Origin of the sequence: Kutzneria chonburiensis (genome assembly GCF_028622115.1) — a bacterium.
GTDB classification, from domain to species: domain Bacteria; phylum Actinomycetota; class Actinomycetes; order Mycobacteriales; family Pseudonocardiaceae; genus Kutzneria; species Kutzneria chonburiensis.
In genome coordinates, this window is record NZ_CP097263.1 from 4,479,021 (window position 1) to 4,505,372 (window position 26,352).

Genomic DNA, 26,352 nt, shown 5'->3' on the forward strand with positions numbered 1-26,352 from the left:
GGCCAGCGGCTAGCCTCGATGCATGAGGGCTTGCTGCTGCGCCTGTCCGCGCTGGACTCCGACGCGGCGAGCGCGGTGCGGGTGATCAGCTTCTTCGACGCGCTGGTGGCCCAGCACGCCGGTCTCGAGCGGCTGGTGGCCAGCACCGCGCAGCTGGCGGAGTGCCCGGCCGGCCTGGCCGTGCCGGAGACCGGCGTGTGGCTGCGGGTGGACGCCGAGGGCGCGTCGCTGGCTGCCGCCCCGCCGCCGTCGGTGAGCCGCGAGCTGGACGGCGGCGGCCGGGTCTGGCTGGAGCGGGACGGCGGGCCGCTGCCGCTGGACGAGATCGTGCTGGAACGGTTCGCCATCGCGGCGGCCGTGCTGCTCGGCGAGACCAGGTCCCGACTGTCCGGTTTGGACGATCCGGCCCTTGTCGAACTGATCGTGTCGGCCTCGGCCGGCGACGCCGAGCGGTCACGGGCCCTGCACCTGCTGGGTTTCTCGCCGCTGACGCCGATCCGCGTACTGGCCGTCGGCAGCGGCCCGCTGCCGGAGCCGCCCGGCCCGCAGGCGGCGATCGGCCGTCAGCACGCGGTCCTGGTGCCGGCGGAAACGATCGTCCCGATCGGACACACGATCGGCATCGGCCCGGTGCTGCCGGCGATGCGAGCCCCGGAGTCGTGGCGGGCGGCCACGGTCGCGGTGCGGTTCGCCGCGCCGGGCGTGGTCGACGCCATGCGCTGGGACGATCTCGGCGCCCTCGGGCCGATCGCCCAGCAGATCAAGGTGGCCGAGATCGGCGACATCCCGGACGTGCAGGCGCTGGACCGGCTGGCCGCCGAGGCCGGCGGGCCGGACACGCTGGACGTGCTGACCGCCGTGGCCGCGACCGACTCCGTGCGCAAGGCCGCGACGCTCGTGCACCGGCACCACAGCTCGGTCGCCGCCCGGCTGGCCCGGGCCGAGACGAGCATCGGCTACGCCGTCGACTCGCCGGCCGGCCGGTTCCGGCTGACCCTCGCGCTGGCGCTGCGCCGGCTGCGTGACTCGGCCTGAGTCACGCGTTCGGGGGTACACAAGGGCAACTTCACTGCCCGGAGTGATCAACTTTGGGCTCTTCGGGTTAAGTGCCTTGCGCCTGCCGACGGGTCGGTCCTCACGCTGCGTGTAGTAGCTTTCCCAACACTGTGGGCACTGGGAGAGGGCGCGCTGGTGGCTGACACGACAGATCACGACTACTCGACCGGCGCGGCCGGCATCGTGCCGGCCGACGAGCGCCGGTCCCGCTACCACTTCGTCGCCCTGTGGGTGACGCTGGCCGCCGGCTTCACCTACCTGTTCCTGGGTTTCCAGTACCACGACGCGGGTTACTCGCTGCTGCAGGCGGTCGGCGCCGGCGCGATCGGGGCCGTGGCGTACTTCCTCTACGCGCTGCCCGCCGCCTACCTCGGCTCCACCACCGGCCAGACGCACGCGCTGCTCACCCGCTCCATCCTCGGCAAGGTCGGCTCGGCCCTGGTCAGCCTGCTGCTGGTCGGCGTGGCCGCCGGCTGGACCGCGTTCGCCTTCAACCTGCTGGCCACCCTGTTCGACGGCCTGTACGGCTGGGGTCACGTCGTGGTGGTCAGCGTGGTGCTGGCGGTGCTCGGCATCGCCAACAACCTGTTCGGCTTCAAGGGAATCGCCGCCTTCGCCCGCTGGGTCGCGGCGCCGCTGATGATCGTGTGGGTGCTGTACCTGGTGGTGAAGGGCATCGGCACCATGCCGGACGACGCACTGTCGGCCAAGCCCCAGCCCAGCGCCGAGCTGCCCTTCCTGACCGGTGTCGGGGTGGCCATCGGCTCCGTGATGTGGGGCAACGAGCCCGACACCTGGCGCTACGGCAAGCCGAAGTTCCTGTGGCCCGCGCCGGCCTTCGGCATCGCGTTCGCCGTCGGGCTGGTGCTGTTCGTGGCCGGCGGCTGGATGATGGCCGAGCTGTCCGGGGCCAGCCAGTTCGACTTCGGGCCGGCCTTCCGCTACACCGTCGAGTACTCGCTGTTCGGGGCGCTGTGGCTGGGCGGCGTGGTGGCGGCGGTGCTGATCGTGGCGATCAACGACGGCAACTACTACGAGATGATCAACGGCGGGCAGAACGTGCTCGGCACCATTCCCGGCTGGAAGCGGTGGCACACCTGCCTGCTGATGGCCGTGATCGCCGCCGTGTTCACGTGGCAGTTCCCGGACGTGCAGGACGGCTTCTACACGGTCGCCAGCTGGTCGTCGATCGCGTTGCCCAGCACCACGGTCGTGATGTGCGTCGACCAGTTCTGGCTGCGGCGCCGCCGGGTCGACGCGGTGCCGACCTGGCGCGAGGCCGCCTTCGCCAACTGGCCCGGACTGGTCGCCGTGATCATCGCGGTGGCCTTCGGGGCCTGGGGGCTCGGGCTCCTGCCCGGTCAGGACGCCGCGCCCGGTATCGGCATCGTGCCGGTCGAGACCTGGGTGCTGGCCGGGTTGATCTACGCTGCACTGGCCGCCGCCGTCGCCGGGACACCGAACGCCGCGGTCGTGCTCGGCTTCAGCCGGCGGCTCCGTGAGTCGACCACTGTGCTGATCAACGAGGGGGACACGTCGCGATGACCGCTTCGGCCCGCGAACTGTTGGAGACCGCCCGGAAGGACCTGGCGCCGGGCGAGCACGAGAACCGCCTGGTGCCGCTGATCGCCGCCGGCACCGCCTCGCGGAAAGCGCTCGCCGCGCTGGCCGCCGAGCAGCACCGCATCATCGTCAGCGACTGGCGCAGCTTCCTCGTGCTGGCGTCGCGCTGCGAGAACCCCGCCGCCGGCGCCTTCTTCTCCGGCCTCGCCGCCGGCGAGGGCCTGGCGTTGGACAACCTCGGCAAGTTCGCCACCGCCGCCGGGTTGGATGCCGCCGCACTGTCGGAGTACAGGCCGTTGGCCGGCTGCCAGGCCTATCCGTCCTATTTGGCCTGGTTGGCGTTGAACGGCGAGCCCACCGACGTCACGTTGGCCGTCGTGGCCAACTTCGCCGCCTGGGGCAACTACTGCGCCGCCGTCGCCACCGGTTTGCGTACCCACTACGGCTTCGACGACGAGGGCTGCTCGTTCTTCGACTTCTTCGCCGCCCCCGCGCCCGACGGCGACGAGGCCGCCATCGCCATCGTGCAGGCCGGCCTCGACGCCGGCCGTGGCACCGACGCCGCCTTCGAGTACGGCCGCCTGATCCAGAGCTACGAGCTCATGTTCTGGAACACCCTGGCCGACCTGGCCTGACCGCCCGCCCGCCCGAACGGGCGATGATCCACCACACGCCCCCGGCACCGGTGCCGGGGGCGTTACGGTCGCCCGTCGTCGATGGATGGGGGCCATGTGCAGAACTACGTCGCGGCCGTGCTGGCCGGCATCGGGACCGACCCGGAGCGTGTGGTCGTGCACCAGCCCGACGGCGGCACGATCACCGCCGCCGGGCTGACCGACCTCATTCACCGCTACGCCCACGCGTTGCGCGAGCGGGGCGTCGGTCGGGGCTCCACCGTGTCGATCATGTCGGACAACCGGGCCGAGGTGCAGGCCGCGCGCTACGCCACCAACCTGCTCGGGGCGCGGGTCGTCTCGCTGTACGAGGGCATGGCCGTCGACACGCTCGCCGTGATCGCCGCCGACGTCGAGACCGACGTGCTCGTCACCGACACGGCCCATGCCGCCGACGGGGCGCGCATCGCCGAGCAGGCCACCATCAAGCACGTCCTGTCGTTCTCGGAGATGACCGGGCCGAGCACGCCGATCGAGCCGGTTCCGGTGCACGCCGACGACATCTACTGCGTGCGCCATACCGGCGGGACTACCGGGCATCCCAAGGGGATCCTGCTGCCGTTCGGTCCGCACACCGCCCAGCTCACCGATCCGCGGCGGCCACGGCAGCCAGACGTGATGCTGGTGTGCAGCACCCTGGCCCACCTCGCCGGCATGATGGTCGACGGTGTGCTGTTGGCCGGCGGCAGCGTGGTCATCCAGACCCGTTTCGACCCGGCCTCGGTGCTGGACGCCATCGAGCGGCATCGGGTGCAGGTCACGTGGCTGCTGCCGGCTTTGCTCTACCAGCTGACCGAGCAGCAGCGCCGTTCGCCCGTGGACATCTCCAGCCTGCGGGTGATCCTCTACGGCGGGGCCTCGTCGTCACCGTCGCGGATGGCCGAGGCCGTCGAGGTGTTCGGGCCGATCTTCCTCCAGATGTACGCCCAGACCGAGGCCGGCGGCATCAGCGTCCTCATGCCGGCCGAGCACGCCCGGCCCGAGCTGCTCGGCACCGCCGGCCGGCCGTTCCCCGGCGTCGAGATCCGCATCGTCGACGACGCCGGCGACGACGCGCCGACCGGCGAGATCATCAAGCGGGCCGACGGCCAGTCCCGGGGCTACCTCAACAACCCCGAGCTGACCGCCCAGGTGTGGCGGGACGGCTGGGTGCACACCGGCGACGTCGGCTTCTTCGACGCTTCCGGCTACCTGCACGTCACCGACCGGCTCAAGGACATGATCATCGTCGTCGGCGGGCACGTGTACCCCACCGAGGTCGAGGAGGCGCTGCTCCGTCACCCCGCCATCGCCGCCACCGCTGTGTTTGGCGTGCGGGATTCCGACGGCATCGAGCAGGTGCACGCCGCTTTGGTCCTGCGGTCGGAGCTCGACCTGGACGCCGTGCGGGCCCACGTGACCGAGCAGATGGGCCGTCAGTACGCGCCGGCCGCGATCACCGTGCTGGACGCGATTCCCCTGACCCCCGCCGGAAAACCCGACAAGAAGCTGCTCAGGGCTGCTGCTCGGGAGTGAGTTCGGTGGGACGCTTGAGGTCGCCGACCTGGCCCCGGGCCAGCAGGTCGAGGAACAGGTCGACGACGTCGGGGTCGAACTGGGTGCCGCGGCCCTGACGGAGCTGCTCGGCGGCGGCGTCGACGGACAGCGCCGGCTGGTAGGGGCGGTCGACGAGCATGGCGGCCCACGAGTCGCAGATGGCGAGGACCCGGGCCTCCACGCGGATGCCGTTGCCCACGAGACGGGAGGGATAGCCGTTGCCGTCGTAACGCTCATGGTGCTGGCGGATGATGTCGGCCACGACACCGAAGCCGGGGACCATCCGGGCCAAGCGGTAGCCGTACTCGGGGTGCTGGCGGACGAGGCGCCACTCGTCCTCGGTCAGGGCGGTGGGCTTGGTCAGGACGGCCTCGGGAATGACGATCTTGCCGATGTCGTGCAGCCGACCCGCGAGCTCGGCGTTGCGGGCGGTGGCCTCGTCCTGCCCGAGGGCGGTGACCAAGGTGTGCACCCAACGGCTGATGGCCAGGCTGTGTTCCTGGGCGTGCAGCAGGGCATCGACCTCGTCGGCGACATGACTGAGGTAGTCGATCATCGCGGTGTGGTCGGTGACGGTGGCGGTGCTCGTCGCGGCGGCCTCGCCGATGACGACCCGGTCCCGGCCGCGGGCCTTGGCGACGTACAGGGCGCGGTCGGCGGTGGCGACGAGCTCGTTGGGACTGTCGCCGTGCAACGGGAAGCACGCGGCGCCGACGGAAACGGTGACGGCGATCCAGGTGTCCTCGGACAACGCGACGGGACTACTGGCGACGCGCAGGCGCAGCCGCTCGGCGATGGTGGCCAGCTCGCTCAACGACGCCTCGGGCACCAGCAGCGCGAACTCCTCGCCGCCGTACCGAGCCAGCACGTCCCCGCCCCGAGCGGCCCCACGCAGCCGGGCGGCGATCTCGATCAGGGCCTGGTCGCCGGCCGGGTGCCCGTAGTGGTCGTTGATCGACTTGAAGTGGTCGACGTCCACGATGAACACGGCCAGCGAGCCGCCGGCCCGCCGCGCCCGCGCGACCTCGATGGGCAGCTGGGCCTCGAAGAACCGCCGGGTGTGCAGTCCGGTCAACGCGTCGGTGATGGCCAGCCGCCGCTGGTCGGACACCAGACCGGCCAACCGAGCGATCGTCAGACCGAACAGCAGCGCGCAGGCCAACGCGATCACGGGGATGTCCCGAAGGTCGCCACGCGCGCTCTGGATGTACAGCGTCACCGGGGCGATCAGCGCGGCCCCGCACAGCGCGGCGATACGCGCCGGCCCGATGCTCGCGTCCCGCACGGGCGAGGGATCGGTGAGTCGAGCCATCGTCGGATGCAGCGCGGCCGCGCCCAGCGCGAGGTTGCCGGCCAGCCAGATGGCGTCGAGGTAGTTGCCGGTGACGTAGGTGCCGTCCAACTGCTGCGACACGTACATCGTGTCGGCGGCGACGAACGCGAGCATGTTGAACGTGAGCAGGTAGAACGAAGCCGGCCGCCGGCCGCCGCCGAGGATCAGTCGCAATGCCACGGTCAGCATGAGCAGGTCGAGCACCGGGTACGCGAGGGAGAAGGCCTTCACGACGACCGGGGCGTCCAGCCGCGCGTTGGGGGCGATCAGGAACAGCCAGGACAGCATGGCCGCGCCGACGCCGATCACGGCGGCGTCCAGCACGCCCGGCAGATCGCGCCCGGGCGTGCGGCGGCGGATCAGCAGCATCAGGCCGGCGACGACGAGCGGGTAGTGCGCCACGTACAGCGGGTCGGCGGCGCCGGGGTAGTCGAGGACGCCGAGCGCGTAGTGGGAGATGTAGAAGGTGGCGTCGGCGGCTGCGTAGACGACCTGGCTCAGCGCCAGCAGCAGCCACGGCAGCCGGGGCCGCGGCCGGTGGCGCACCAGACCGAAGATCACCATGACGGCGGCGGAAGCGCTGTCGAGGCAGTACAGCGTGATTCTGACGCCGGCCCCGGCCCCTTCGGTCGGCACGAGGTAGTAGGCGAGCATCACGAGTGCGCCGACCGACAGGTAGCCGATCCACAACCGGTCGTTGTCGGAACGCGGACCCCTCGCGCCCATGCAAGCACCCTCTCATCCGGAATTGGCCGACGGATCTGCGCACCGCCGCCATCCCCGATCGCGTAGCGCTCAGGATAGGGGATAACGCCGGTACGGCCGTGCCAAAGAGGGGGACGAAAGAGCAGCTCGCATTTTCGGGCCGATTTACAACGTGCCAGGTGAAGGGCCGGTGTGGGTTGACTAAGCCGCCGCGCATGTCAACCCACACCGGGGTTCGTGCTGCTCCCTCGGGGTAGCCCCGGGTTGCTGAAACACACAGTAAACGTTTTCAATGACGGTGTCCAGAGCGAACGAGGAGGCAGCGGATGTTGCGCAGTCAACGGTGGTACGAGGGCGACGGCCTGCGCGCGTTCAGCCACCGGACCAGGACCCGCCAGCTCGGCATCGGCGGCCGCGAGCACCTCGGCAAGCCGGTGATCGCCATCGTCAACACGTGGACCGAGCTCAACCCCTGCCACAGCCACCTGCGGGAACGGGCCGAGGCGGTCAAGCGCGGCGTCTGGCAGGCCGGCGGCTACCCGGTCGAGCTGCCGGCCGGCTCGATGGGCGGCGAGACGTTCCAGAAGCCGACGGCCATGCTCTACCGCAACCTGCTGGCCATGGAGACCGAGGAGCTGCTGCGCTCCTACCCGGTCGACGGCGCGGTGCTGATGGGCGGCTGCGACAAGACCACGCCGGCGCTGCTGATGGGCGCGGCCAGCATGGACCTGCCGGCGATCTTCGTGCCGGCCGGCCCGATGCTGCGCGGCAACTGGCGCGGCGAGGTGCTGGGCAGCGGCAGCGACATGTGGAAGTACTGGGACGAGCGGCGCGCCGGCCTGGTCGACGACCGGCAGTGGGGCGAGCTCGAGGAGGGCCTGGCCCGCTCCCCGGCCACTGCATGACCATGGGCACCGCCTCCACCATGACCTCCGTCGCCGAGGTCCTGGGCATGACATTGCCGGGCGCGGCCTCGATCCCGGCCGTCGACTCCGGCCACGAGCGGATGGCCGCGGCCTCCGGCATGCGCATCGTGGAGATGGTCCGCGAGGACCTGCGGCCGTCGCTGCTGCTGGACGAGCCGGCCTACCGCGACGCGATCACCACCGTGCTGGCGCTGGGCGGCTCCACCAACGCGGTGATCCACCTGGTCGCGATGGCCAACCGCACCGGCGTGAAGATCACCCCGGATGACTTCGACGAGGCCTCCCGCACCGTCCCCGTGTTGGCCGATCTGCGGCCCGGCGGCCGGTTCCTGATGGAGGACTTCTACTACGCCGGCGGGTTACGCGGCCTGCTGACGCGCCTGCGCGACCGGCTGCACCTGGAGCGTCTGACGGTCAGCGGCAGGACGTTCGGCGAAACCCTTGCCGGCGCGGAGGTCTTCCACGACGAGGTCATCCGTCCACTGGACAACCCGGTGGCCGCCGACGGTGGATTGGCCGTGCTGCGGGGAAATCTCGCGCCGGACGGGGCCGTGATCAAGCCCGTCGCGGCCCGCGCCGAGCTGCTCAGCCACACCGGCCCGGCGATCGTCTTCGACGGCTACGGCGATCTCCAGCGCCGCATCGACGACGAGGATCTGCCGGTCACCGCCGACTCCGTGCTGGTGCTGCGCGGCGCCGGCCCGCTGGGCGGTCCGGGTATGCCGGAACACGGAATGCTGCCGATCCCGAAAAAGCTGCTGCGGGAAGGCGTGCGCGATGTGGTAAGGATTTCCGACGCGCGAATGAGCGGGACCAGTTACGGTACTTGCGTATTGCATGTTGCACCCGAGTCGCATGCCGGCGGTCCGCTGGCATTGCTCCGAACCGGTGACCTGATCACGCTGGACGTCGCGAAACGGCTTTTGCACATGCATGTGGACGATGCGGAACTGGCCACTCGCCGGGCTTCCTGGACACCGCCGCAACCGCGTTACCACCGGGGTTACGGCGCCCTGTTCAGCGAACACATCATGCAGGCCGATCAGGGGTGCGACTTCGACTTCCTGGCCCGGCAAGGTCGCACGCCCGAACCTGACGCGACCTGAGGCGAAGATCCCGTACAGTTCCGGTTGCTCCAGGAAGGCAGGTGGATGTCGGTGGCAGTGACCATTCGCGACGTGGCGCGGCAGGCGCAGGTGTCGGTGGCCACGGTGTCGCGCGCGCTCACCTCACCCGACCTGGTGCGGGCGACGACGAGGAACGCGTGCTCGCGGTCGCGGCCGACCTCGGCTACCAGCCCAATCTGGCCGCACGTGGCCTGATCACCGGCAAGACCGGCAACATCGGCATCGTGGTGCCCGACCTGAACAACCCGTTCTTCACCGGGGTGCTCAAGGGCGTGCAGAACCAGGCCCGGATGGCCAGCCACGCGGTGTTCGTCGCGGACAGCGACGAGGACCCGGCGGCCGAGGAGCAGCTGGTGCGGGCCATGGCCAAGCAGGTCGACGGCGTCATCCTGTGCTCGCCCGGCATCGACGAGCAGCAGGTGCGGGAGCTGGCCGACAGCACGACACTGGTGCTGCTGAACCGCCGCATGCGGGGCGTGCCGGCGGCGCTGATGAACTCCGGCTCGGGCATGCGCCAGGTCATCGACCACCTGGTGGCGCTGGGCCACCACCGGATCGCCTTCCTCAACGGGCCGCGCACCTCGTGGTCGAACAAGGAACGTCGCCGCGGGCTGCGCGTCGCCGTGCAGCGCCACGATGTCGACCTGGTCGACATGGGGCCGTTCCCGCCGCGCTACGAGGGCGGTCTACAGGCGGCCGACCTGGCGATGGCCGAGAAGGTGACGGCCATCGTGGCGTACAACGACATCATGGCCCTCGGTGTGCTGGCCCGACTGCGCGACCGCGGCGTGCGGGTGCCGGAGGACGTGTCGCTGACCGGCTTCGACGACCTGATGTTCGGGGCGCTGTGCCAGCCGCCGCTGACCACGGTGGCGATGCCGGTCGTGCCGGCCGGGCGGCTGGCCGTGGACCTGCTGTTGGACCGGTTGGCCAACCGGGACGCCGAGGTGCGGCAGGAGGAGCTGGACACCCAGCTCATCGTGCGCGCGACCACGGCGCCGCCGGCGTAAGACCCATTACCGGGTTTACCTCTTACGGCTTGGGGAGGGCACAGCCGGCCTTGGTCAGATCGACCGCGCTGCCGGTCATGCAGCCGGCGAGCAGGTAGGTCTCCTCGCCGTAGTTCGTTCCCTCGTGGACGGTGACGTTGCCGGACTGGTCGACCTCACACGGGTTGTCGACGGTGCAGCGCTCGCCGTTCTCGTTGCCGGTGTTGTTGATGCCGATCAGCTTGCCGCTGGGGTCCTCGATCGGGGAGCCCGAGGTGCCGCCGATGGTGTTGCAGGTGGACGTGTAGCGGATCGAGTCCTTCCAGGTCCAGTCGCCTTCCTTGAGGCGGTAGACGAAGCCGTCGATGTTGCAGCTGTAGATCCGCTTCCAGTAGCCCGAGACCACCTTGATCGCGGTGCCGGCGGTCGGGTGCACCGTGGAGATCTCCAGCGGGCTGATGCCGTACCGGGACTTGATCGCGTCGTAGGTGGTGTTCAGCTGGTAGAGCGTGATGTCCGTGTCGGTCATGGTGGCGTAGGCGACCTTGGACGCGCGCAGCGTGCCCAGGTTGCCGCCGGTCGGGGAGAGCAGCGTGAACGACCGGCTGGACGACCGGTTGACCAGGACCTCGCCCGGGTCGAGGAAGCCGCCCTCGTAGCAGTGGCCGTTGGTCAGGACCAGGGCCGGGCCGGAGGTCGGGGCGCTGCCCAGCTTGACCAGGGAGCCGGAGCAGTTGTTCAGGGCGACCGTGCCGGAGAAGTCGATGGCCGCGACAGCAGGGAGTGTGGACTGCGCGGCGGTGGCCGTGGGGACGGCGACTGCTGAGGTGGCGAGCAGGGCGCCGAAGAGGGCGCCGAGCAGGGCGCGCTTGCGCATGGCAGGGATCCTTCCGTGACTCCAGGGCGTGACACGGTGTAGCAGTGTCGGACCAGTTGACCGGCTAGGCGCACCGGTCGGTACCCGCCGGAAGTCGGACGTTTCACCCACGTGAGCGACCGGGGGGACGCTACGTGAGTGGCTCATTTGCGCTCCAGGGCCACCTGAGCCACTCAGGTGCGGGCCACCACCGTCCGTAGTAGCGTCTTGTAGGATTGTTGAACAACCCTTACCCTCCTGGGAACCCCATCCCGTGAAGGAGGTCACATGATCGTCCTCATCGGCGTCGCCCTTGTGGTGATCGGCTTCGCGCTGCGGCTCAATCCGATGCTGGTCGTCACCGTCTCCGGCATCGTCACGGCCCTGCTCGGCGGCCTCAACCCGGTCGCCATCCTGGACACCTTCGGCACCGGCTTCGCCGGCAACCGCTCGGTCACCATCTACGTGATCACCCTCCCGGCGATCGGCCTGCTCGAACGGTACGGCCTGCAACAGCAGGCCGCGCGTCTGATCGGCAAGCTGCGCGCGCTGACCACCGGCCGCCTGCTCGCGGCGTACATGCTGATCCGGCAGGGCACCTCGGCGCTCGGGCTGACCGGCATGTGCGGGCCGGCCCAGACCGTCCGGCCGCTGATCTCCCCCATGGCGCTGGCCGCCGCGCTGCGCCGGCACGGCGAGCTGTCCGACCGGCAGATCGAACGCGTGAAAGCCTTCTCCGCCAGCTCGGACACCGTCGGACTGTTCTTCGGCGAGGACATCTTCCTTGCCGTCGGGTCGATCCTGCTGATCACGAGCTTCGTGGACAGCACGTACCACCTGAAGCTGGACGCGCTCCAGATCGCGGTCTGGGCCATTCCGACCGCCGTCTGCGCGTACCTCATCCACGGCGCCCGGCTGCTGTGGCTCGACCGGAGCCTGGCCAAGACCTCCACCAAGCAGGAGGTGGCAGCGCAATGATCGACGCCGAGTGGCTGTACTGGGCGTGTGGCCTGTTCTTCCTGATCGGCGCGGGTTTCAGCTATCGCCGCGCGCAGTACGGCGGCGCCGCGTTCTGGGCGCTGCTGGGACTTTCCTTCTGCTACTCCACGTTCGTCGTCAACAAGACCGCGCCGCCGTGGCCGCTGGGGCTGGCCGTGCTGGTCATCGCCGGGTTGGCCGGCTTCGGGGCCCTGGGCCGGACGACCATTGCCACCACCGGTCAGGCCGACCGCATCTCCGCGGCCAACACGTTGCGCAGCAAGCTGTTCATCCCCGCGCTGATGATTCCCCTGGTGGCGCTGATCTTCGGCACGATGATCGTGTCCATCAAGGTCGGCGGGAAGCCGTTGCTGGCCACCGGCACCGCGACCCTGACCGGTCTCGGCGTCGGCGCGATCGTCGCCACCGCGGTCGGGCTCGTGCTGCTGCGGCCGGCCGGTGGCGTGAAGCTGACGCTGCCGCTCGTCGAGGGCACCCGGCTGTTGCAGTCCATCGGCTGGGCCGTCGTGCTGCCGCAGATGCTGGCCGTGCTGGGCCTGGTGTTCGCCAACTCCGGCGTCGGGACCGCCGTCGGCACCATCGTGTCGGCGATCCTGCCCAAGGGATCGCTGCTCATCGCCGTGATCCTGTACTGCGTCGGCATGGCGCTGTTCACCATCGTCATGGGCAACGCGTTCGCCGCTTTTCCCGTGATGACCGCCGCGATCGGCTGGCCCGTGCTGATCCAGGGCTTCCACGGCAACCCGGCGATCGTGTTCGCCGTGGGCATGCTGGCCGGGTTCTGTGGCACGCTGTGCACGCCGATGGCGGCCAACTTCAACATCGTGCCGGCCGTGCTGCTGGAGATGAAGGACCGCTACGGGCCGATCAAGGCGCAGCTGCCGACCGCCGGGCCGCTGCTGGTGTGCAACATCGCGATCATGTACCTGATGGGATTCTGAGCCATGAGCACCGTGCTGCTGACCGGTTTCGAGCCGTTCGCCGGGGACGCCGTCAACCCTTCCTGGGACGCCGTCGGCCTCGTCGACCTGCCCGGTGTCTCCGTGGTCAAGCAGCTGCTGCCGTGCGTGTTCGACGAGTCCCTCGTCGTGTTGCGGCAGGCGGTGCTCGCGCACAACCCTTCCGTCGTCATCGCCGTCGGCCTCGCCGGCGGTCGCGACGTCATCACTCCCGAGCGGGTGGCGATCAACCTCAGCGACGCCCGGATTCCCGACAACAGCGGTCGGTCGCCGATCGACGAGCCCATCGTCGACGGCGGCCCCGCCGCCTACTTCACCGGTCTGCCCATCAAGGCCGCCGTCGCCGCCATGCGCACCGCCGGCATCCCCGCCGCCGTCTCGTACTCCGCCGGCACCTTCGTCTGCAACCACGTCTTCTACGGCCTCATGCACCTGATCGCCACCACCGCGCCCCATATCCGTGGCGGCTTCGTTCACGTCCCGTACAGCGCCGAGATGACCGCCTCCGCCGGCGCTTCCCGCCCTTCCCTCCCCCTTCACACCATCGCCGACGGCCTCGCCGCCTTCACCCTCGCCTGCCTCCAGACCTCCGATGACCTGGCCGTCGCCGAGGGCACGCTGCACTGACCGTGACCTGGCCACTGTCAAGTGGTCTTTCGATACCTTGCGGCCTTGGGTGACTCCTTGTGTGATGGGCTCACCGCCCTTGTCGACGAGGAGGTCCGATGTCTGTCCGGTTACGGCTGGCGGCGATCGGGGTCGCGGCGGTCACTGCGGCGGCGGGGCTGGCGCTGGTCGCCGCGCCGGCCGCGGTGGCCCTGGACAACGGTCTGGCCCGCACCCCGCAGATGGGGTTCAACAACTGGAACGCGACGCACTGCAGCGGCGACTTCAACGAGACGATGGTGAAGGGCATCGCCGACCTGTTCGTCTCGTCGGGACTGAAGGATGCCGGCTACCAGTACGTCAACCTGGACGACTGCTGGGCGCTGCCGCAGCGGGACGCGAGCGGCGACCTGGTGGCGGATCCGGTGCGGTTTCCCGACGGCATCAAGGCGGTCGCCGACTACGTGCACTCGAAAGGCCTGAAGTTCGGGCTGTATTCCAGTGCCGGCACCAAAACCTGCAACACGGCGGGCTTTCCCGGCGGACTGGGGCACGAGAGGCAGGACGCGGCGCTGTGGGCGTCGTGGGGCGTGGACTACCTGAAGTACGACAACTGCAACAACGCCGGCAGCACGACAACGCAGCAGTACATCGACCGGTACAGCGCGATGCGCGACGCACTCGCCGCGACCGGGCGGCCGATTCTGTACAGCCTCTGCGAATGGGGCGTCAACGACCCGTGGACGTGGGGCCCGGCGGTCGGCAACTCCTGGCGCACCACCGGCGACATCAGCGACAAGTACAGCTCGATGCTGTCCATCTTCAAGAAGAACGTCGTGCTCGCGCCGTACGCCGGGCCGGGGCACTGGAACGACCCGGACATGCTGGAGGTCGGCAACGGCGGCATGACCGACACGGAGTACCGCAGCCACTTCAGCCTCTGGTCGGTCATGGCGGCGCCGCTGCTGATCGGGTCGGACATCCGCAAGGCGACGCCGGCCACGATGGGCATCCTGACCAACCGGGACGTCATCGCCGTCGACCAGGATCCGTTGGGAGTTCAGGGAACTGAACTGTCCAATGCGAACGGTCTGCACGTGGTCGCCAAGCCGCTGGCCAACGGCGACCGGGCGGTGGCGCTGTTCAACGAGAACAACTCGCCGGCGACGATCAGCACCACCGCGGCGGCGGTCGGCCTGCCCAAGGCGTTCGGGTACCAGCTGAACGACCTCTGGTCGCACAAGACGTTCGAGACGGCCGGCAAGATCAGCGCCACCGTGCCGGCGCACGGCACGGCGATGTTCCGGGTGCACGCGGGCGGCAACTGGTGGTCGAACCCGCCGGCTGTGCACACCAACGCCGAGCTGCCGGTCCCCTATCCCGGCGCGCCTGCGCTCGTGCAGCCCGGCACCACGACCACCGTGACCACCACGACCAGCAATGACGGTGTCCTGCCTGGACTTTTCGCTGCCGTGAAAATCACCGGTCCCGCCGGCTGGACGGTCAGCGCCGCGACACCGACCTTCTACCCCGTCCTGTCGCCCGGCCATGATCTCCAGACCAAGTGGTCCGTCACCACGCCCGCCGGTACGCCACCAGGCAGCTATCCCTTGCACGTCAACACGACCTACGAACCCGGCAAGTCCACTATGGACTACGATCTCGCGGTCTCCGTCGCCACGCCACTGCCGTCCGGGGCCACGCAACTCGGCGACGATCCGTGGCTGTCGGCCGACAACGGCTACGGACCGGTCGAGCGCAACACCAGCAACGGCGAGTCCAAGGCCGGCGACGGGCATCCGATCAAGCTCGGCGGCGTGACCTACGCCAAGGGCTTGGGCACCAACGCCCCCAGCACCGTCACCTACTACCTCGCCGGACGATGCTCCGCCGTCGACACCGTCGTCGGACTCGACGACGAGAAGACCGGCGCCGGCTCGGTCAGCTTCGAGATCTGGGCCGACGGGAAGAAGGTCGCCGACTCCGGCCTGATCAAACGCGGTGACCCCGCCCAGACCCTGCACGCCGACGTCACCGGGGCGAGCCTGCTGCGGCTGATCGTCACCGACGGCGGCGACGGCAACACCAACGACCACGCCGACTGGGCCGGCCCGCAGGCCACCTGCACCTGACAACACGCCTGACCGGCCGGAAGGCCGGTCAGGCGCGGTCGTGCAGGGTGATCCGGTAGCCGTCGGGGTCGGCGAAGGTGAAGGTCCGGCCGAAGGGGCCGTCGATCGGTGCGGAGACGATGGCGTGGCCGTCGGCGACCAGTGCGTCGTGAATGGCTTGCACATCGGTGGCGTGCAGCCAGATCGCGGCGCCGATGCCGGGCTGGACCGATGCGAGATCAGTGCCGGGGACGAGGTCGCGGAGGGCGAACGCGATCGGCTTCGTCTCGAAGACGACGGCGTGCGGGGGCCCGGCCGGCGAGCGGACGAGGCCGAGGTAGTGCTCGTAGAACGCCTGCGAAGCGGCGAGGTCGCTCGCCTGTAGCGAGACGAAGTCGGGACCGGTGACGGGCATGACGACACTCCTTCTCTCATGTCAGCTTTCTGACACGAGTCAACGTATGTCAGAATGCTGACATGAGTCAAGACGGTGTCGACCTGCGGACGTCACTGGGCTACCTGCTCAAGGAGGCGTCCAGTGCGCTGCGCTCGGCCATGGACGACGTGCTGCGGCCGCTCGGGATGAGCGTGACGCACTACTCCTGCCTCGAACTGCTGGCGCAACGACCGGGTCTGTCGAACTCCGAACTAGCGCGGGGCGCGTTCGTGACCCGGCAGACGATGAACGTGCTGCTCCAGGCCCTGGAACGCGACGGCTACGTCACCAGGGCCACAGCGGCGCCGGTCGGCAAGGCCCTACCCACGCGGCTCACGCCCCGCGGCCGGCGCAGCCTCGAGAAGGCGACCGTGGCGGTCCGGTCCGTCGAGGTCAGAATGCTGGCCGGCCTGACCGAGGCCGAGCAGGCCGACGCACTCCACATCCTGCGCAGGATGATCCATTCCTTGCGCACCGACGCCTAGCCCGGGCCCACTGCCACCTTCGCCGAGGTGAAACCCGTCAGTGCCAAGGAAACGGCAACCGCCTGATTTATCCCACCGGAACCTGTCACGCACCGCGACCTGTCTTTCACAGGCAGGAGTACACGGCCTCGATGAGCTCCATCTTGCGCGGGTCGTCGGCGATGACGTTGCCCATCAGGTTCATGGTGTGCCCGATGGCCAGCCCGGCCTCGGGATCGGCCAGCCCGAACGAGCCGCCGAAGCCGTCATGTCCGACCGCGCGGGGGTTGGGTCCGTAGTGGCCGTCCGGGCCGGACAACCACAGGCCCAACGCCAACTCGGACTCCCGCCCGCCCAGCCCGGCGGCGCCGATGACCAGGTCGACACTGGCCCCTTGACCCTCGCGGGCCCGCTCCGCCTGGCCGGCGCTGAGCAGACGTTGTCCACCGGCGACACCGCCGAACGCGAAGGCCCCGTACAGCGCGGCCACCCCGCGGGCCGTGCCGTGCCCGTTGGCAGCGGGAATCTCCGCCGCCCGCCAGAACTCGGCGTTGCCCTCGGCCGGGCCGACTATCGGATTTGTCAGCACCGCCAGCGCCACGGGATTGAGCTGCGCGAACATCGCCTGGAACGCCGCCGGGTCCGGGGGCGGCGGCTGCACCAGGGTCGCCACCCGGTGGTTGTCCGCCGGGGACAGTCCGATCCGGAAGTCGGCCCCTGCCCGATCGGCCACCTCACGGTGGAGGAATTCCCGCACGGTCCCGCCGGTGACCCGCCGGATCAGTTCACCGACAAGGAAACCGTAGGTGAGCGCGTGGTAGCCGGACGCGGTCCCCGGCTCCCACCACGGCTGGGTGTCCGCCAGCCGAGTGATCATCAACTTCCAGTCGGCCAGCTCGTCGGCCGTGGTCGGCTCGCGGAACGCGGCCAGTCCGGCCCGGTGCGACAGCAGGTGCCGCACCAGCACCGCGTCGTTCGTGAACTCCGGCCAGTACATACGGACGGGCCGGTCGGGGTCGAGCAGACCACGGTCGACCAGCATGTGGAACGCCAGCGCGACGACGCCCTTGGTGGTCGACCAGACGTTGACCACGGTGTCTGGCGCCCAGGGTCTTGACCGGTCTGAATCGGCATGGCCGCCCCAGAGGTCGACCACTTCTCGATCATTGACGCGGACCGCGACGGCGGCCCCGATCTGCCGGCCATCGGCCAGCTGAGCTGCCAAAACGTCTCGTACGCGAACGAAAGCCGGGTCGCAGGTGCCATCGACAGTGGTGGCGGCCATGTCAACCACATCCTCGTCTGATCGGATACGGCTGTTGCTGCGGCAAGAACATACCGACTGGTTGGTCTGGACTCAAGAGGGTGGCCCGACTCAGCGCGGGGCAGGTGCGGCACGACGCGGCCGACGGCGTGATCGATGGCCCGAAAAGGTCTCATGGTGTTGATTCAGGTTGCGAAGATCTCCTGTGTGGATCACCGTATGGGGACACCGGCCGTCGGCGGGCCCACCGGGGTCACCGGAAATCGGCGCACCACGACCGGCGCTCGACACTGCTACTCCGCAAGCACCACCGGAGGACCCCGTGGTCGACACGCCTGCGCGGCCGAGTTGGACTACACCCCTGCCACCGCAGCCCACCCCTGCCGGCCACGACGTGGTGGCCATACACCGGAAGGCCGGCACCGAGAACTTCACGGTCGCCTCGCTCCTGCTGCCGCCACGGATCCGCCGGCGGCTGCTGTCCATCTACGCCTTCGCCCGGCTGGTCGACGACATCGGCGACGAGGCCACCGGTGACCGCAACGCCCTGCTGGACAAGGTCGACCGGGACATCGACCGCATCTACGCCGGCTACGTCGCGACCGACCCGCTGTGGGCCGATCTGACCGTCACCGTGCACGAGTGCGGCATCCCGCGTACCCCCTCGACCGTTTGGTGCAGGCCAACCGCCGCGACCAACAGGTCAAGCGCTATCGCGACTTCACCGACCTGCTCGGCTACTGCGAGCTGTCGGCCAATCCGGTGGGACACCTGGTGCTGCACGTGTTCGACGCGATGACGCCGGAACGGGCCGCGTTGTCGGACAAGGTGTGTTCGGCCCTCCAGGTGCTGGAGCACCTCCAGGATGTGGCCGAGGACCACCGCGCCGGGCGGATCTACCTGCCGGCCGAAGACCTGGAGCGATTCGGCGTCAAGGAAGCGGATCTGGCCGCCACCAAGGCGAATCGGGAGGTGCGGGCGCTGATCGCGTTCGAGACGCAGCGCACGTTGCGGCTGCTGGACGAGGGGGCGGCGATCGTGGGCACGCTGAGCGGACTGGCCCGGCTGGCCGTCGCCGGTTACGTCGCGGGCGGGCGGGCCACCGCCGCCGCCATCGTCAACGCCGGTTTCGACGTGCTGACAACCACACCACGACCACGTAAATCCCGCACGGCGGCCGAACTGGTGCGCTCGCTCGGCGGTGGCCGGTGACCCAGGTGCGGCTGACCGTCGACGCGGCCTACGACTACTGCGAGCGCGTCACGGGCGAGCAGGCCAAGAACTTCTCCTACGGGATCCGGTTGCTGCCGCCGGTCAAACGGCGCGCGCTCAGTGCGGTGTACGCGTTCGCCCGGCTCGTGGACGACATCGGCGACGGTGACGCGCCGGCCGCGGAGCGGTTGGCCGGGCTGAACGAAGTTCGTGAAAGGTTGCACAATCTCGCCGACCGCAAGGACGATCTGGTTGCCGTCGCGCTCAACGACGCCACCCTGCGGTTCGGTCTGCCGCTGGGCGCGTTCGACGAGCTGATCGACGGCTGCCAGGCCGACGTGCTCGGCACGGAGTACGAGACGTTCGAGGACCTTCGGCACTACTGTCGTTGTGTCGCAGGCTCGATCGGCCGGTTGTCGCTGGCCGTGTTCGGCAGCCCCGACCAGGCGCGGGACGCCCAGCTGGCCGACGCGCTCGGCGTTGCCCTGCAGCTCACCAACATTCTTCGCGACGTGTTGGAAGACCGCCGCAACGGCCGGATCTACCTGCCGGCCGAGGACCTGCGCCGCTTCGGCTGCACGCTGGACCTCGACGCGGACGGCAACCTGGTGGACGACGAGGATGCGCTGTCGGCGCTGCTGTCCTACCAGGGCGCGCGGGCCGAGGAGTGGTACGGCGTCGGTCTGCGGCTGCTGCCCCGCCTCGACGGTCGCAGCCGGGCCTGCTGCGCCGCCATGGCCGGCATCTACCACCGGCTGCTGGCCCGCATGATGACCCGACCGTGGCTGGTCCGAAGCTCACGAACATCCTTGCCGGACTGGGAGAAAGTCCTGGTCGCGGCGCGATCGCTGGCCGGGTCGCGGCCGTGACCGCGCGGGTGGTTGTCGTGGGCGGCGGCTTGGCCGGCCTCACCGCCGCCTGCGAACTGGCCGACCGGGGCCTGGCTGTGACGTTGCTGGAGGCCCGCGCCCGTCTCGGCGGTGTGACGTTCTCCTTCAACCGCGGCGATCTCGTCGTCGACAACGGGCAGCACGTGCTGCTGCGCTGCTACACCGCTTACCTCGACTTCCTGCGGAAGATCGGCGTTGCTCACCACATCGACATGCAGCCACGGATGCACATCCCGGTGCAGGGCGTCGACGGCACGCCGGGTTCCCTGTCCCGCACGGCTTTGCCGGCGCCGCTGCACCTGCTCGGCTCGCTGGCCACGTACAAGCTGCTGTCCCCGGCCGACCGGCTGCGGGCGGCGCGGGCGGTGCCCGCCATGCGGCGGCTGAATCCGGCCGATCCGCGTCTTGACGAGCAGAGTCTCGGCGACTGGCTGCGCGCGCACGGGCAGAACGACGCCACGATTGCCGCCTTGTGGAACCTGATCACCGTGGCCGCCTTGAACTGTGACGCCGACGAGGCGTCGTTGGCCTTGGCGGCCAAGGTGTTCCGCACCGGCCTGCTGGACCGCAGCGAGAACTGCGACATCGGCGTGCCGGCGGTGCCGCTGTCCGAGCTGCACGGCGAGCCGGCCATGGCGTATCTCCAGGCCCACGGGGCCCAGGTCCGCCTGCACGCCCCGGTGCAGGAGATTCGCCGTGACGACAACGGTTTCGAGGTCGTGACCGGCGAGGACACCATCGTCGCCGACGCGGTCGTGGTGGCCACCGCCGCCGACGCCGCGGCCCGGCTGCTGCCCGACGTCGTCACCGACGACCTCGGCCACTCGCCGATCTTCAACGTGCACGTGGTCTTCCCGCGCCGCGTCACCGACCTGCCGTTCGTGGCGGTGGTCGGCTCGCCGGTGCAGTGGGCGTTCGACCGGACCGCGGTGTCGGGGCTGACCGAGGGCCAGTACCTGGCCGTGTCGGTGTCGGCCGCGGGCGACTGGATCGACCTGCCCGTGCCGCGGCTGCGGGAGCTGTTCCTGCCGGAGATCAGCCGGGTCCTGCCGGGCGCCGCCGGGCAGCACCCCACCGATTTTTTCGTCACCAGGGAGCGGACGGCCACCTTCCGGCAGCAGCCGGGCAGTGGTCGCAGGCGCGCCGCCCAGCGGACCGGCACGCCCGGTCTGGTGCTGGCTGGGGCGTGGACCGCGACGGGGTGGCCAGACACAATGGAGGGTGCCGTGCGCAGCGGACAGAACGCGGCCAGGTTGTTGTCGGAGCAGCTCCCCGCCCCGGTGAGCGAGGTGGCCCGATGACCTCGACGCTGCCCCGCCCCGTCACCACCGCCGCCGACCTGGTGCAGCCGGCCATGCGGCGCGCCGTCGACACCCTCAACCCGTCCGTGCGGCACGTGGTGAGCTACCACCTCGGCTGGCTCGACCCGGACGGCAAACCGGTGAACGGCAGCGGCGGCAAGGCTTTGCGGCCCGCGCTGGCCCTGCTGTCGGCCCAGGCCGCCGGCGGCACGATCGAGCAGGGCGTGCCCGGCGCGGTGGCCGTGCAGTTCGTGCACGACTTCTCGCTGCTGCACGACGACGTCATGGACGGTGACATCGAGCGACGCCACCGGCCGACGGCGTGGAAGCTTTTCGGTGTGCCGGCGGCCATTCTGGCCGGCGACGCGCTGCTGACGCTGGCCGTCGAGGTGCTCCAGCCGGCGGCGTCTCCGGCCGCCATCGACAGTGTGACGCTGGCCGTGCAGGACCTGATCGCCGGGCAGAGCGCCGACCTGGAGTTCGAGCGCCGCCGCGACGTGACGCTGGTCGAGTGCATCGAGATGGCCAACGGCAAGACCAGCGCGCTGATGCGCTGCGCCGCGTCGATCGGCGCCATCCTGGCCGGCGCGCCGCCCGAGCGCGTAGACCTGTTGGCGCGCTTCGGCATGCACCTCGGGCTGGCCTTCCAGCTGGTCGACGACCTGCTGGGGATCTGGGGCGCGCCCGAGGTCACCGGCAAGGCGGTGCTCGCGGATCTCAAGGTACGCAAGAAGTCCCTGCCGGTCGTCGCCGCCTTGACGTCCGGCACCGCGGCCGGCGACGAGCTCGCGGCGCGCTATCTCGTCGAGGGCACCCCGGCCGACGAGGAGCTGCCCGAGTTCGCCCGGCTCATCGAGCAGGCCGGCGGCCTGGCCTGGGCCGAGGCCGAGGCCGACCGGCAGGTCCGCGCGGCCGGCGAGAACCTGGACGCGGTCGGCGCCCCTGCTGATGTTCGGGAGGCTCTGTGGCAGATCACGCACTTCGTGACGGAGCGCGATCGGTGAGTGATGTCGATCTGGCGCGGCGCAAGGCCATCGACCACCTGGTGTCCTTGCAGGACAGCGACGGCTGGTGGAAGGGCGAACTCGAGACCAACGTCACGATGGACGCCGAGGATCTGCTCATGCGGCAGTTCCTCGGCATTCGGGAACCGGTCGGCACGGCCGAGACGGCCGCGTGGATCCGTTCCCAGCAAAGGGAAGACGGCACCTGGGCCACCTTCTACGGCGGTCCCGGCGAGCTGTCGACGACCGTCGAGGCGTACACCGCGCTGAAGCTGGCCGGCGACCCGGCCGACGCCGAGCACATGGTGCGGGCCCGGCAGTGGGTGCTGGACCACGGCGGCATCGAGAAGACCCGGGTGTTCACCCGGATCTGGCTGGCCCTGTTCGGGGAATGGTCCTGGGACCGGCTGCCGGTGCTGCCGCCGGAGATGATCCTGCTGCCCAAGTGGTTCCCGCTCAACATCTACGACTGGGGCTGCTGGGCCCGGCAGACCGTGGTGCCGCTGACCATCGTCGGCTCGATGCGGCCGGTGCGGCCGCTGGGGATCTCGGTCGCCGAGCTGAAGACCGGCCAGCCGGCCGCGCCGCTGGCGCCGGCGCTGAGCTGGGCCGGCTTCTTCCAGCGCCTGGACAAGGTGCTGCACCTGCACTCTCGGTTGCCGGTGAAACCGTTGCGGGAGTTCGCCATCCGCAAGGGCCTGAAGTGGATTCTGGCCCGACAGGAGGCCGACGGTGGGTGGGGCGGCATCCAGCCGCCGTGGGTGTACTCCATCCTGGCGCTGCACCTGCGCGGCTATCCGCTGGATCATCCGGTGTTGAAGAAGGCTTTTGCCGGCCTGGAGTCGTTCACCATCAAGGAGGACGGGGTCCGCCGGCTGGAGGCGTGCCAGTCCCCGGTGTGGGACACGGCGTTGGCGGTCACGGCGTTGTTGGACGCCGGCATGCCGCCGGACGATCCCGTGCTGAAGGAAGCCGGGACCTGGCTGCTGGACGAGGAAGTCACCGTGCGCGGCGACTGGGCCGTGCGCCGGCCGTCGCTGCCGCCGGGCGGGTGGGCGTTCGAGTTCGAGAACGACAACTACCCGGACGTCGACGACACCGCCGAGATCGTGTTGGCGCTGCGGCGAATGCTGCCGTCCGACGAGCCCGCGGTGCGGCGGGCCGTCGAGTGGACCATCGGCATGCAGTCGCGTGACGGCGGCTGGGCCGCGTTCGACGCCGACAACACCCGGCGGCTGGCCGAGAAGCTGCCGTTCTGCGACTTCGGGGCCGTCATCGACCCGCCGTCGGCCGACGTCACCGCGCACGTGGTGGAAATGCTGGCGCACGAGGGGCTTTCCGGGTTGCAGCCGGCGCGGCGGGGCATCAAGTGGTTGCTGGACAACCAGGAGGCCGACGGTTCGTGGTTCGGCCGCTGGGGAGCGAACCACGTGTACGGCACCGGGGCCGTGGTGCCGGCGCTGATCGCCGCCGGCCTGCCGACCGTGCACCCGGCGATCCGCCGGTCGGTGAAGTGGTTGGAGCAGCACCAGAACGCCGACGGCGGCTGGGGCGAGGACCTTCGGTCCTATCGGGACAAGTCGTGGGTCGGCCGTGGTGATTCCACGGCGTCGCAGACCGCGTGGGCGCTGCTCGCGCTGCTGGCCGCCGGCGAACGCGGCACCGCCACCGAGCGCGGGATCCGTTGGCTCGTCGCGACCCAGCGTGATGACGGCACGTGGGACGAGCCGCAGTTCACCGGCACCGGCTTCCCCGGCGACTTCTACATCAACTATCACCTGTATCGGCTGGTTTTTCCGTTGACCGCGCTGGGTCGGTATCTCGATGGGTGATCTCGTCGTCGTCACCGCGCTGCGGATCGAGCGGTTCGCGCTGCGGCGCGGACTGGGCGACGTGCCGGTGATCGCGGTCGGGCTGGGTGTTCGGCACCCGTCCCGGCTCTCGCTGCCGCCCGGCGCCTGTCTTGTCGTCGCCGGGGTCGGCGGCGCGCTGGTCGACGGGATCGCCCCCGGCGACCTGGTCGTCGATGATCTCTCGCTGGCCATGTCGTTGCGGGCCAACGGCTTCCCCGTGCACCACGGGGAGGTCGCGCTGAGCGACCACCTGGTCGGCCCGTCGGAACGCTCGGAACTCGCACTGCACACCGGCGCGCTGGCCGTGGACATGGAGTCCGCCCGCGTGCTCGCACTCGCCGGCGACCGCCCGCACGCCGTGGTGCGCGCGATCGTCGACACGCCGTCCCGGGCACTGCTCGGGCCGGCGACCCTCGGCGGTGGCGTCGCTGCGCTGCGCCGCCTCGCCGCAATCGGCCCGGTGTTGCGACACTGGGCGGAATCGCAAGTGAAAGAGGTCCAACAGTGAACATGCCGTTGCACCAGAGCCTGCGGATCGCCGGCTATCTGCTCGGGCAGAAGCTGCGCCGGCGCGAGAAGTTCCCGCTCATCGTGGAGCTGGAGCCGCTGTTCGCCTGCAACCTCAAATGCGCCGGCTGCGGCAAGATCCAGCAACCGCACGACCTGCTGCGCCAGCGCATGCCGGTCGAACGCGCGGTCAACGCCATCGAGGAGTGCGGCGCCCCGATGGTCTCCATCGCCGGCGGCGAGCCGCTGATGCACCCGCAGATCGACGAGATCGTCAACGAGCTGGTGCGGCGCAAGAAGTACGTCTTCCTGTGCACCAACGCCGTGCTGCTGCGCAAGCGGATCGACAAGTTCGACTTCAAGCCGTCCAAGTACTTCGCCTTCGCCGTGCACATCGACGGGTTGAAGGAACGCCACGACCTGTCCGTCGACAAGGACGGCGTGTTCGACGAGGCCGTTGAGGCCGTGAAGGAGCTCCAGAAGCGCGGGTTCCGGGTCACCACCAACACCACGTTCTTCAACACCGACACGCCGCAGACCGTCATCGAGGTGCTCGACTACCTCAACGACGACCTCAAGGTCAGCGAGATGATGATCTCACCGGCCTACGCCTACGAGAAGGCGCCCGACCAGGAGCACTTCCTCGGCGTGCAGGAGACGCGGGAGCTGTTCCGCAAGGCCTTCGCCGACGGCCGGCGCAAGCGGTGGCGTCTCAACCACTCCCCGCTGTTCCTCGACTTCCTCGAGGGCAAGATCGACTTCTCGTGCACCGCGTGGGGCATTCCGTCGTATTCGCTGTTGGGGTGGCAGAAGCCGTGCTACCTGATGTCCGACGGGTACGCCAAGACGTACCGGGAGCTCATCGACGAGACCGATTGGGACGCCTACGGCCGGGGCAAGGATCCGCGCTGCGCCAACTGCATGGCGCACTGCGGCTACGAGCCCACCGCCGTGTTGGCCACGCTCGGTTCGCTCAAGCAGTCCTTGCGCGCCGCAGTCGGTCGGTGACGAAGTAGGCCACGGTCGCCAGGATGCCGGCGGTGAGGAGGTAGACCGGCATCCAGGCGGCCGTGAGGGCCGCCGCGATGAAGACCATTGTGGACAGTACCGTCGGGGTGTAGCGGCGGTCGTTGCGGATCAGGCCGCGCAGGTGGGCGCGGACCGGTTTGGCCAGGCGGGTGACCAGTCTGATCACCATCACCAGCCAGAGGATGGAAAGCAGGGCCGCTATCGCCTCCGGGAAGGCGTGGCCCCCTTCGGAAGTCACCGTCACGAAGCCGACGCCGATGAACACCGTCTGCGACGCCAGCCTCGCGCCCCTCAGGACTCTTCGGCAGACCAGGTCGATGTTGTCACGGGCCACCTGGAGCCTCGGGTTCTCCGCCAGCGCCGCCGCGAAGCCCGCCGTCGCCGCTTCGAGGTTGTTGCCCCTCAGCTCGATCGTCGCCAGGTTGTTGCGGGCGGCGGCGTTCTCCGGGTCCAGCCTCAGCGCCTCGCGGTAGTTCCTTTCCGCCTCAGGCAGATTCCCTTTCGCTCCATTGAGGACACCCCGGGTCAGGTGCGCCTCCGCTTGCAGCGGCGCCAGCTCCACCGCGCGGTCCGCCGCCTCCGTCGCTTCCGTATAGTACTTGTCCAGCAACGGGATCAGCGTTGTCACCAGGACCACGTACTGCTGCCACTGGTGTGGCGCCAGCCTGGTTGCCTCCCTGGCCGAGGCGATCGCCTCTTCGTGCCGCTTCAGCTTGTGCAGCGCCAGCGCTTGCAGCCGGTGCGCCCATTCACTGTCCGGATTGGACGCCAGCGCCTGACTCGCCGCATACCGCATCGCCTGGACGTCGCCCGTCTTCTGCTCGCACTGCGCCAGCAGGCACCAGGCCTCCACCGATGCCGGGTCTTCCGCCAGGGCCTTGGCCAGTTCTTCCCTGGCTTGCTCGTGGCGGCCCAGATCGATCAGCGTGCGGGCCCGGCCGATGCTGTCCAT

The 26,352-nt window shown here is 69.8% G+C and carries 22 protein-coding genes and 2 pseudogenes; 19 read left to right on the forward strand and 5 right to left on the reverse strand.

Annotated elements, in window-relative coordinates; genetic code table 11:
- The first annotated feature begins 18 nt into the window (after nucleotides 1-18).
- The 4 genes from M3Q35_RS19920 (at nucleotide 19) to M3Q35_RS19935 (ending at nucleotide 4,808) form a co-directional block, all read left to right on the forward strand.
- Nucleotides 19-1,035: a helix-turn-helix domain-containing protein gene (locus tag M3Q35_RS19920; RefSeq protein ID WP_273943419.1), complete on the forward strand. Its 1,017-nt coding sequence runs from the start codon at nucleotides 19-21 to the stop codon at nucleotides 1,033-1,035.
- Between the two features lie 156 nt (nucleotides 1,036-1,191).
- Entirely contained in the window at nucleotides 1,192-2,601 is a 1,410-nt protein-coding gene (locus tag M3Q35_RS19925) for a cytosine permease (RefSeq protein WP_273943420.1), read from the forward strand.
- On the forward strand, nucleotides 2,598-3,254 hold the full coding sequence (locus M3Q35_RS19930) for a thiaminase II/PqqC family protein (protein ID WP_273943421.1): 657 nt from the start codon (nucleotides 2,598-2,600) through the stop codon (nucleotides 3,252-3,254). Before M3Q35_RS19925 ends, M3Q35_RS19930 begins: the two co-directional genes overlap by 4 nt.
- 81 nt (nucleotides 3,255-3,335) lie before the next feature.
- Nucleotides 3,336-4,808, forward strand: coding sequence for an AMP-binding protein (locus tag M3Q35_RS19935; protein WP_273943422.1), 1,473 nt, complete (start codon nucleotides 3,336-3,338; stop codon nucleotides 4,806-4,808).
- On the opposite strand, the gene M3Q35_RS19940 is transcribed toward M3Q35_RS19935, so the two are convergent.
- Entirely contained in the window at nucleotides 4,786-6,888 is a 2,103-nt protein-coding gene (locus M3Q35_RS19940) for a diguanylate cyclase (protein WP_273943423.1), read from the reverse strand. The genes M3Q35_RS19935 and M3Q35_RS19940 overlap by 23 nt on opposite strands.
- Nucleotides 6,889-7,193: 305 nt before the next feature.
- Between M3Q35_RS19940 and araD the strand changes: the two are divergent.
- The 3 genes and pseudogenes from araD (at nucleotide 7,194) to M3Q35_RS19950 (ending at nucleotide 9,930) form a co-directional block, all read left to right on the forward strand.
- Nucleotides 7,194-8,899 (forward strand): annotated as a pseudogene (gene araD, locus M3Q35_RS19945) (L-arabinonate dehydratase).
- A gap of 45 nt (nucleotides 8,900-8,944) precedes the next feature.
- Nucleotides 8,945-9,115 carry a LacI family DNA-binding transcriptional regulator gene (locus M3Q35_RS48525; RefSeq protein ID WP_337960613.1) on the forward strand — a complete coding sequence of 57 codons (171 nt, stop codon included), beginning with the start codon at nucleotides 8,945-8,947 and terminating at the stop codon, nucleotides 9,113-9,115.
- Nucleotides 9,058-9,930 carry a LacI family DNA-binding transcriptional regulator gene (locus M3Q35_RS19950; RefSeq protein WP_337960614.1) on the forward strand — a complete coding sequence of 291 codons (873 nt, stop codon included), beginning with the start codon at nucleotides 9,058-9,060 and terminating at the stop codon, nucleotides 9,928-9,930. The genes M3Q35_RS48525 and M3Q35_RS19950 overlap by 58 nt, the downstream gene beginning before the upstream one ends.
- A gap of 22 nt (nucleotides 9,931-9,952) precedes the next feature.
- Here M3Q35_RS19950 and M3Q35_RS19955 read toward each other — a convergent pair whose 3' ends face one another.
- The gene (locus M3Q35_RS19955; protein ID WP_273943425.1) at nucleotides 9,953-10,786 is read right to left on the reverse strand and encodes a S1 family peptidase; all 834 of its coding nucleotides are present in this window, start codon (nucleotides 10,784-10,786) and stop codon (nucleotides 9,953-9,955) included.
- 267 nt (nucleotides 10,787-11,053) lie between these two features.
- Between M3Q35_RS19955 and M3Q35_RS19960 the strand changes: the two genes are divergently transcribed.
- The 4 genes from M3Q35_RS19960 to M3Q35_RS19975 all read left to right on the forward strand — a co-directional run bounded on the left by M3Q35_RS19960 (nucleotide 11,054) and on the right by M3Q35_RS19975 (nucleotide 15,461).
- Nucleotides 11,054-11,743, forward strand: coding sequence for a DUF969 domain-containing protein (locus tag M3Q35_RS19960; protein ID WP_273943426.1), 690 nt, complete (start codon nucleotides 11,054-11,056; stop codon nucleotides 11,741-11,743).
- Entirely contained in the window at nucleotides 11,740-12,705 is a 966-nt protein-coding gene (locus tag M3Q35_RS19965) for a DUF979 domain-containing protein (protein WP_273943427.1), read from the forward strand. The genes M3Q35_RS19960 and M3Q35_RS19965 overlap by 4 nt, the downstream gene beginning before the upstream one ends.
- Nucleotides 12,706-12,708: 3 nt before the next feature.
- Nucleotides 12,709-13,350 carry a pyroglutamyl-peptidase I gene (gene pcp / locus M3Q35_RS19970; protein WP_273943428.1) on the forward strand — a complete coding sequence of 214 codons (642 nt, stop codon included), beginning with the start codon at nucleotides 12,709-12,711 and terminating at the stop codon, nucleotides 13,348-13,350.
- Between the two features lie 98 nt (nucleotides 13,351-13,448).
- Entirely contained in the window at nucleotides 13,449-15,461 is a 2,013-nt protein-coding gene (locus M3Q35_RS19975) for an NPCBM/NEW2 domain-containing protein (protein WP_273943429.1), read from the forward strand.
- A 28-nt stretch (nucleotides 15,462-15,489) separates the two neighbouring features.
- On the opposite strand, the gene M3Q35_RS19980 is transcribed toward M3Q35_RS19975, so the two are convergent.
- Nucleotides 15,490-15,855 (reverse strand): VOC family protein, encoded by a 366-nt coding sequence (locus M3Q35_RS19980; RefSeq protein WP_273943430.1) that lies wholly within the window; start codon nucleotides 15,853-15,855, stop codon nucleotides 15,490-15,492.
- A gap of 62 nt (nucleotides 15,856-15,917) precedes the next feature.
- Between M3Q35_RS19980 and M3Q35_RS19985 the strand changes: the two genes are divergently transcribed.
- Entirely contained in the window at nucleotides 15,918-16,361 is a 444-nt protein-coding gene (locus M3Q35_RS19985; protein ID WP_273943431.1) for a MarR family winged helix-turn-helix transcriptional regulator, read from the forward strand.
- A gap of 106 nt (nucleotides 16,362-16,467) precedes the next feature.
- Here M3Q35_RS19985 and M3Q35_RS19990 read toward each other — a convergent pair whose 3' ends face one another.
- Complete coding sequence (locus tag M3Q35_RS19990) at nucleotides 16,468-17,625, reverse strand: serine hydrolase domain-containing protein (RefSeq protein WP_273943432.1); 1,158 nt, start codon at nucleotides 17,623-17,625, stop codon at nucleotides 16,468-16,470.
- Between the two features lie 376 nt (nucleotides 17,626-18,001).
- Between M3Q35_RS19990 and hpnC the strand changes: the two are divergent.
- The 7 genes and pseudogenes from hpnC to hpnH all read left to right on the forward strand — a co-directional run bounded on the left by hpnC (nucleotide 18,002) and on the right by hpnH (nucleotide 25,379).
- A pseudogene (hpnC, locus tag M3Q35_RS20000) lies at nucleotides 18,002-18,816 on the forward strand (squalene synthase HpnC).
- Entirely contained in the window at nucleotides 18,813-19,685 is an 873-nt protein-coding gene (gene hpnD, locus M3Q35_RS20005) for a presqualene diphosphate synthase HpnD (RefSeq protein WP_379794364.1), read from the forward strand. Before hpnC ends, hpnD begins: the two are co-directional and overlap by 4 nt.
- Nucleotides 19,682-21,007 (forward strand): hydroxysqualene dehydroxylase HpnE, encoded by a 1,326-nt coding sequence (gene hpnE, locus M3Q35_RS20010; protein WP_273943434.1) that lies wholly within the window; start codon nucleotides 19,682-19,684, stop codon nucleotides 21,005-21,007. Before hpnD ends, hpnE begins: the two co-directional genes overlap by 4 nt.
- On the forward strand, nucleotides 21,004-22,011 hold the full coding sequence (locus tag M3Q35_RS20015) for a polyprenyl synthetase family protein (RefSeq protein WP_273943435.1): 1,008 nt from the start codon (nucleotides 21,004-21,006) through the stop codon (nucleotides 22,009-22,011). The genes hpnE and M3Q35_RS20015 overlap by 4 nt, the downstream gene beginning before the upstream one ends.
- Nucleotides 22,008-23,843 carry a squalene--hopene cyclase gene (gene shc / locus M3Q35_RS20020; protein WP_273943436.1) on the forward strand — a complete coding sequence of 612 codons (1,836 nt, stop codon included), beginning with the start codon at nucleotides 22,008-22,010 and terminating at the stop codon, nucleotides 23,841-23,843. The genes M3Q35_RS20015 and shc overlap by 4 nt, the downstream gene beginning before the upstream one ends.
- On the forward strand, nucleotides 23,836-24,372 hold the full coding sequence (locus M3Q35_RS20025) for a nucleoside phosphorylase-I family protein (RefSeq protein ID WP_273943437.1): 537 nt from the start codon (nucleotides 23,836-23,838) through the stop codon (nucleotides 24,370-24,372). Before shc ends, M3Q35_RS20025 begins: the two co-directional genes overlap by 8 nt.
- Nucleotides 24,369-25,379, forward strand: a complete 1,011-nt coding sequence (hpnH, locus tag M3Q35_RS20030) for an adenosyl-hopene transferase HpnH (protein WP_273943438.1) — start codon at nucleotides 24,369-24,371, stop codon at nucleotides 25,377-25,379. Before M3Q35_RS20025 ends, hpnH begins: the two co-directional genes overlap by 4 nt.
- Here hpnH and M3Q35_RS20035 read toward each other — a convergent pair.
- The gene (locus tag M3Q35_RS20035) at nucleotides 25,345-26,352 is read right to left on the reverse strand and encodes a tetratricopeptide repeat protein (protein WP_273943439.1); all 1,008 of its coding nucleotides are present in this window, start codon (nucleotides 26,350-26,352) and stop codon (nucleotides 25,345-25,347) included. The genes hpnH and M3Q35_RS20035 overlap by 35 nt on opposite strands.

Bases quoted from the DNA above. Each gene is read 5' to 3' on its own strand.
- M3Q35_RS19990 (WP_273943432.1), bottom strand. From the start codon at position 17,625: ATGGCCGCCACCACTGTCGATGGCACCTGCGACCCGGCTTTCGTTCGC.
- M3Q35_RS48525 (WP_337960613.1), top strand. From the start codon at position 8,945: ATGTCGGTGGCAGTGACCATTCGCGACGTGGCGCGGCAGGCGCAGGTG.
- M3Q35_RS19920 (WP_273943419.1), top strand. From the start codon at position 19: ATGCATGAGGGCTTGCTGCTGCGCCTGTCCGCGCTGGACTCCGACGCG.
- M3Q35_RS20015 (WP_273943435.1), top strand. From the start codon at position 21,004: ATGACCTCGACGCTGCCCCGCCCCGTCACCACCGCCGCCGACCTGGTG.
- M3Q35_RS19980 (WP_273943430.1), bottom strand. From the start codon at position 15,855: ATGCCCGTCACCGGTCCCGACTTCGTCTCGCTACAGGCGAGCGACCTC.
- M3Q35_RS19930 (WP_273943421.1), top strand. From the start codon at position 2,598: ATGACCGCTTCGGCCCGCGAACTGTTGGAGACCGCCCGGAAGGACCTG.
- M3Q35_RS19975 (WP_273943429.1), top strand. From the start codon at position 13,449: ATGTCTGTCCGGTTACGGCTGGCGGCGATCGGGGTCGCGGCGGTCACT.
- M3Q35_RS20025 (WP_273943437.1), top strand. From the start codon at position 23,836: ATGGGTGATCTCGTCGTCGTCACCGCGCTGCGGATCGAGCGGTTCGCG.
- M3Q35_RS19940 (WP_273943423.1), bottom strand. From the start codon at position 6,888: ATGGGCGCGAGGGGTCCGCGTTCCGACAACGACCGGTTGTGGATCGGC.
- M3Q35_RS19955 (WP_273943425.1), bottom strand. From the start codon at position 10,786: ATGCGCAAGCGCGCCCTGCTCGGCGCCCTCTTCGGCGCCCTGCTCGCC.
- M3Q35_RS19935 (WP_273943422.1), top strand. From the start codon at position 3,336: ATGGATGGGGGCCATGTGCAGAACTACGTCGCGGCCGTGCTGGCCGGC.
- pcp (WP_273943428.1), top strand. From the start codon at position 12,709: ATGAGCACCGTGCTGCTGACCGGTTTCGAGCCGTTCGCCGGGGACGCC.
- M3Q35_RS19960 (WP_273943426.1), top strand. From the start codon at position 11,054: ATGATCGTCCTCATCGGCGTCGCCCTTGTGGTGATCGGCTTCGCGCTG.
- M3Q35_RS19965 (WP_273943427.1), top strand. From the start codon at position 11,740: ATGATCGACGCCGAGTGGCTGTACTGGGCGTGTGGCCTGTTCTTCCTG.
- M3Q35_RS20035 (WP_273943439.1), bottom strand. From the start codon at position 26,352: ATGGACAGCATCGGCCGGGCCCGCACGCTGATCGATCTGGGCCGCCAC.
- M3Q35_RS19985 (WP_273943431.1), top strand. From the start codon at position 15,918: ATGAGTCAAGACGGTGTCGACCTGCGGACGTCACTGGGCTACCTGCTC.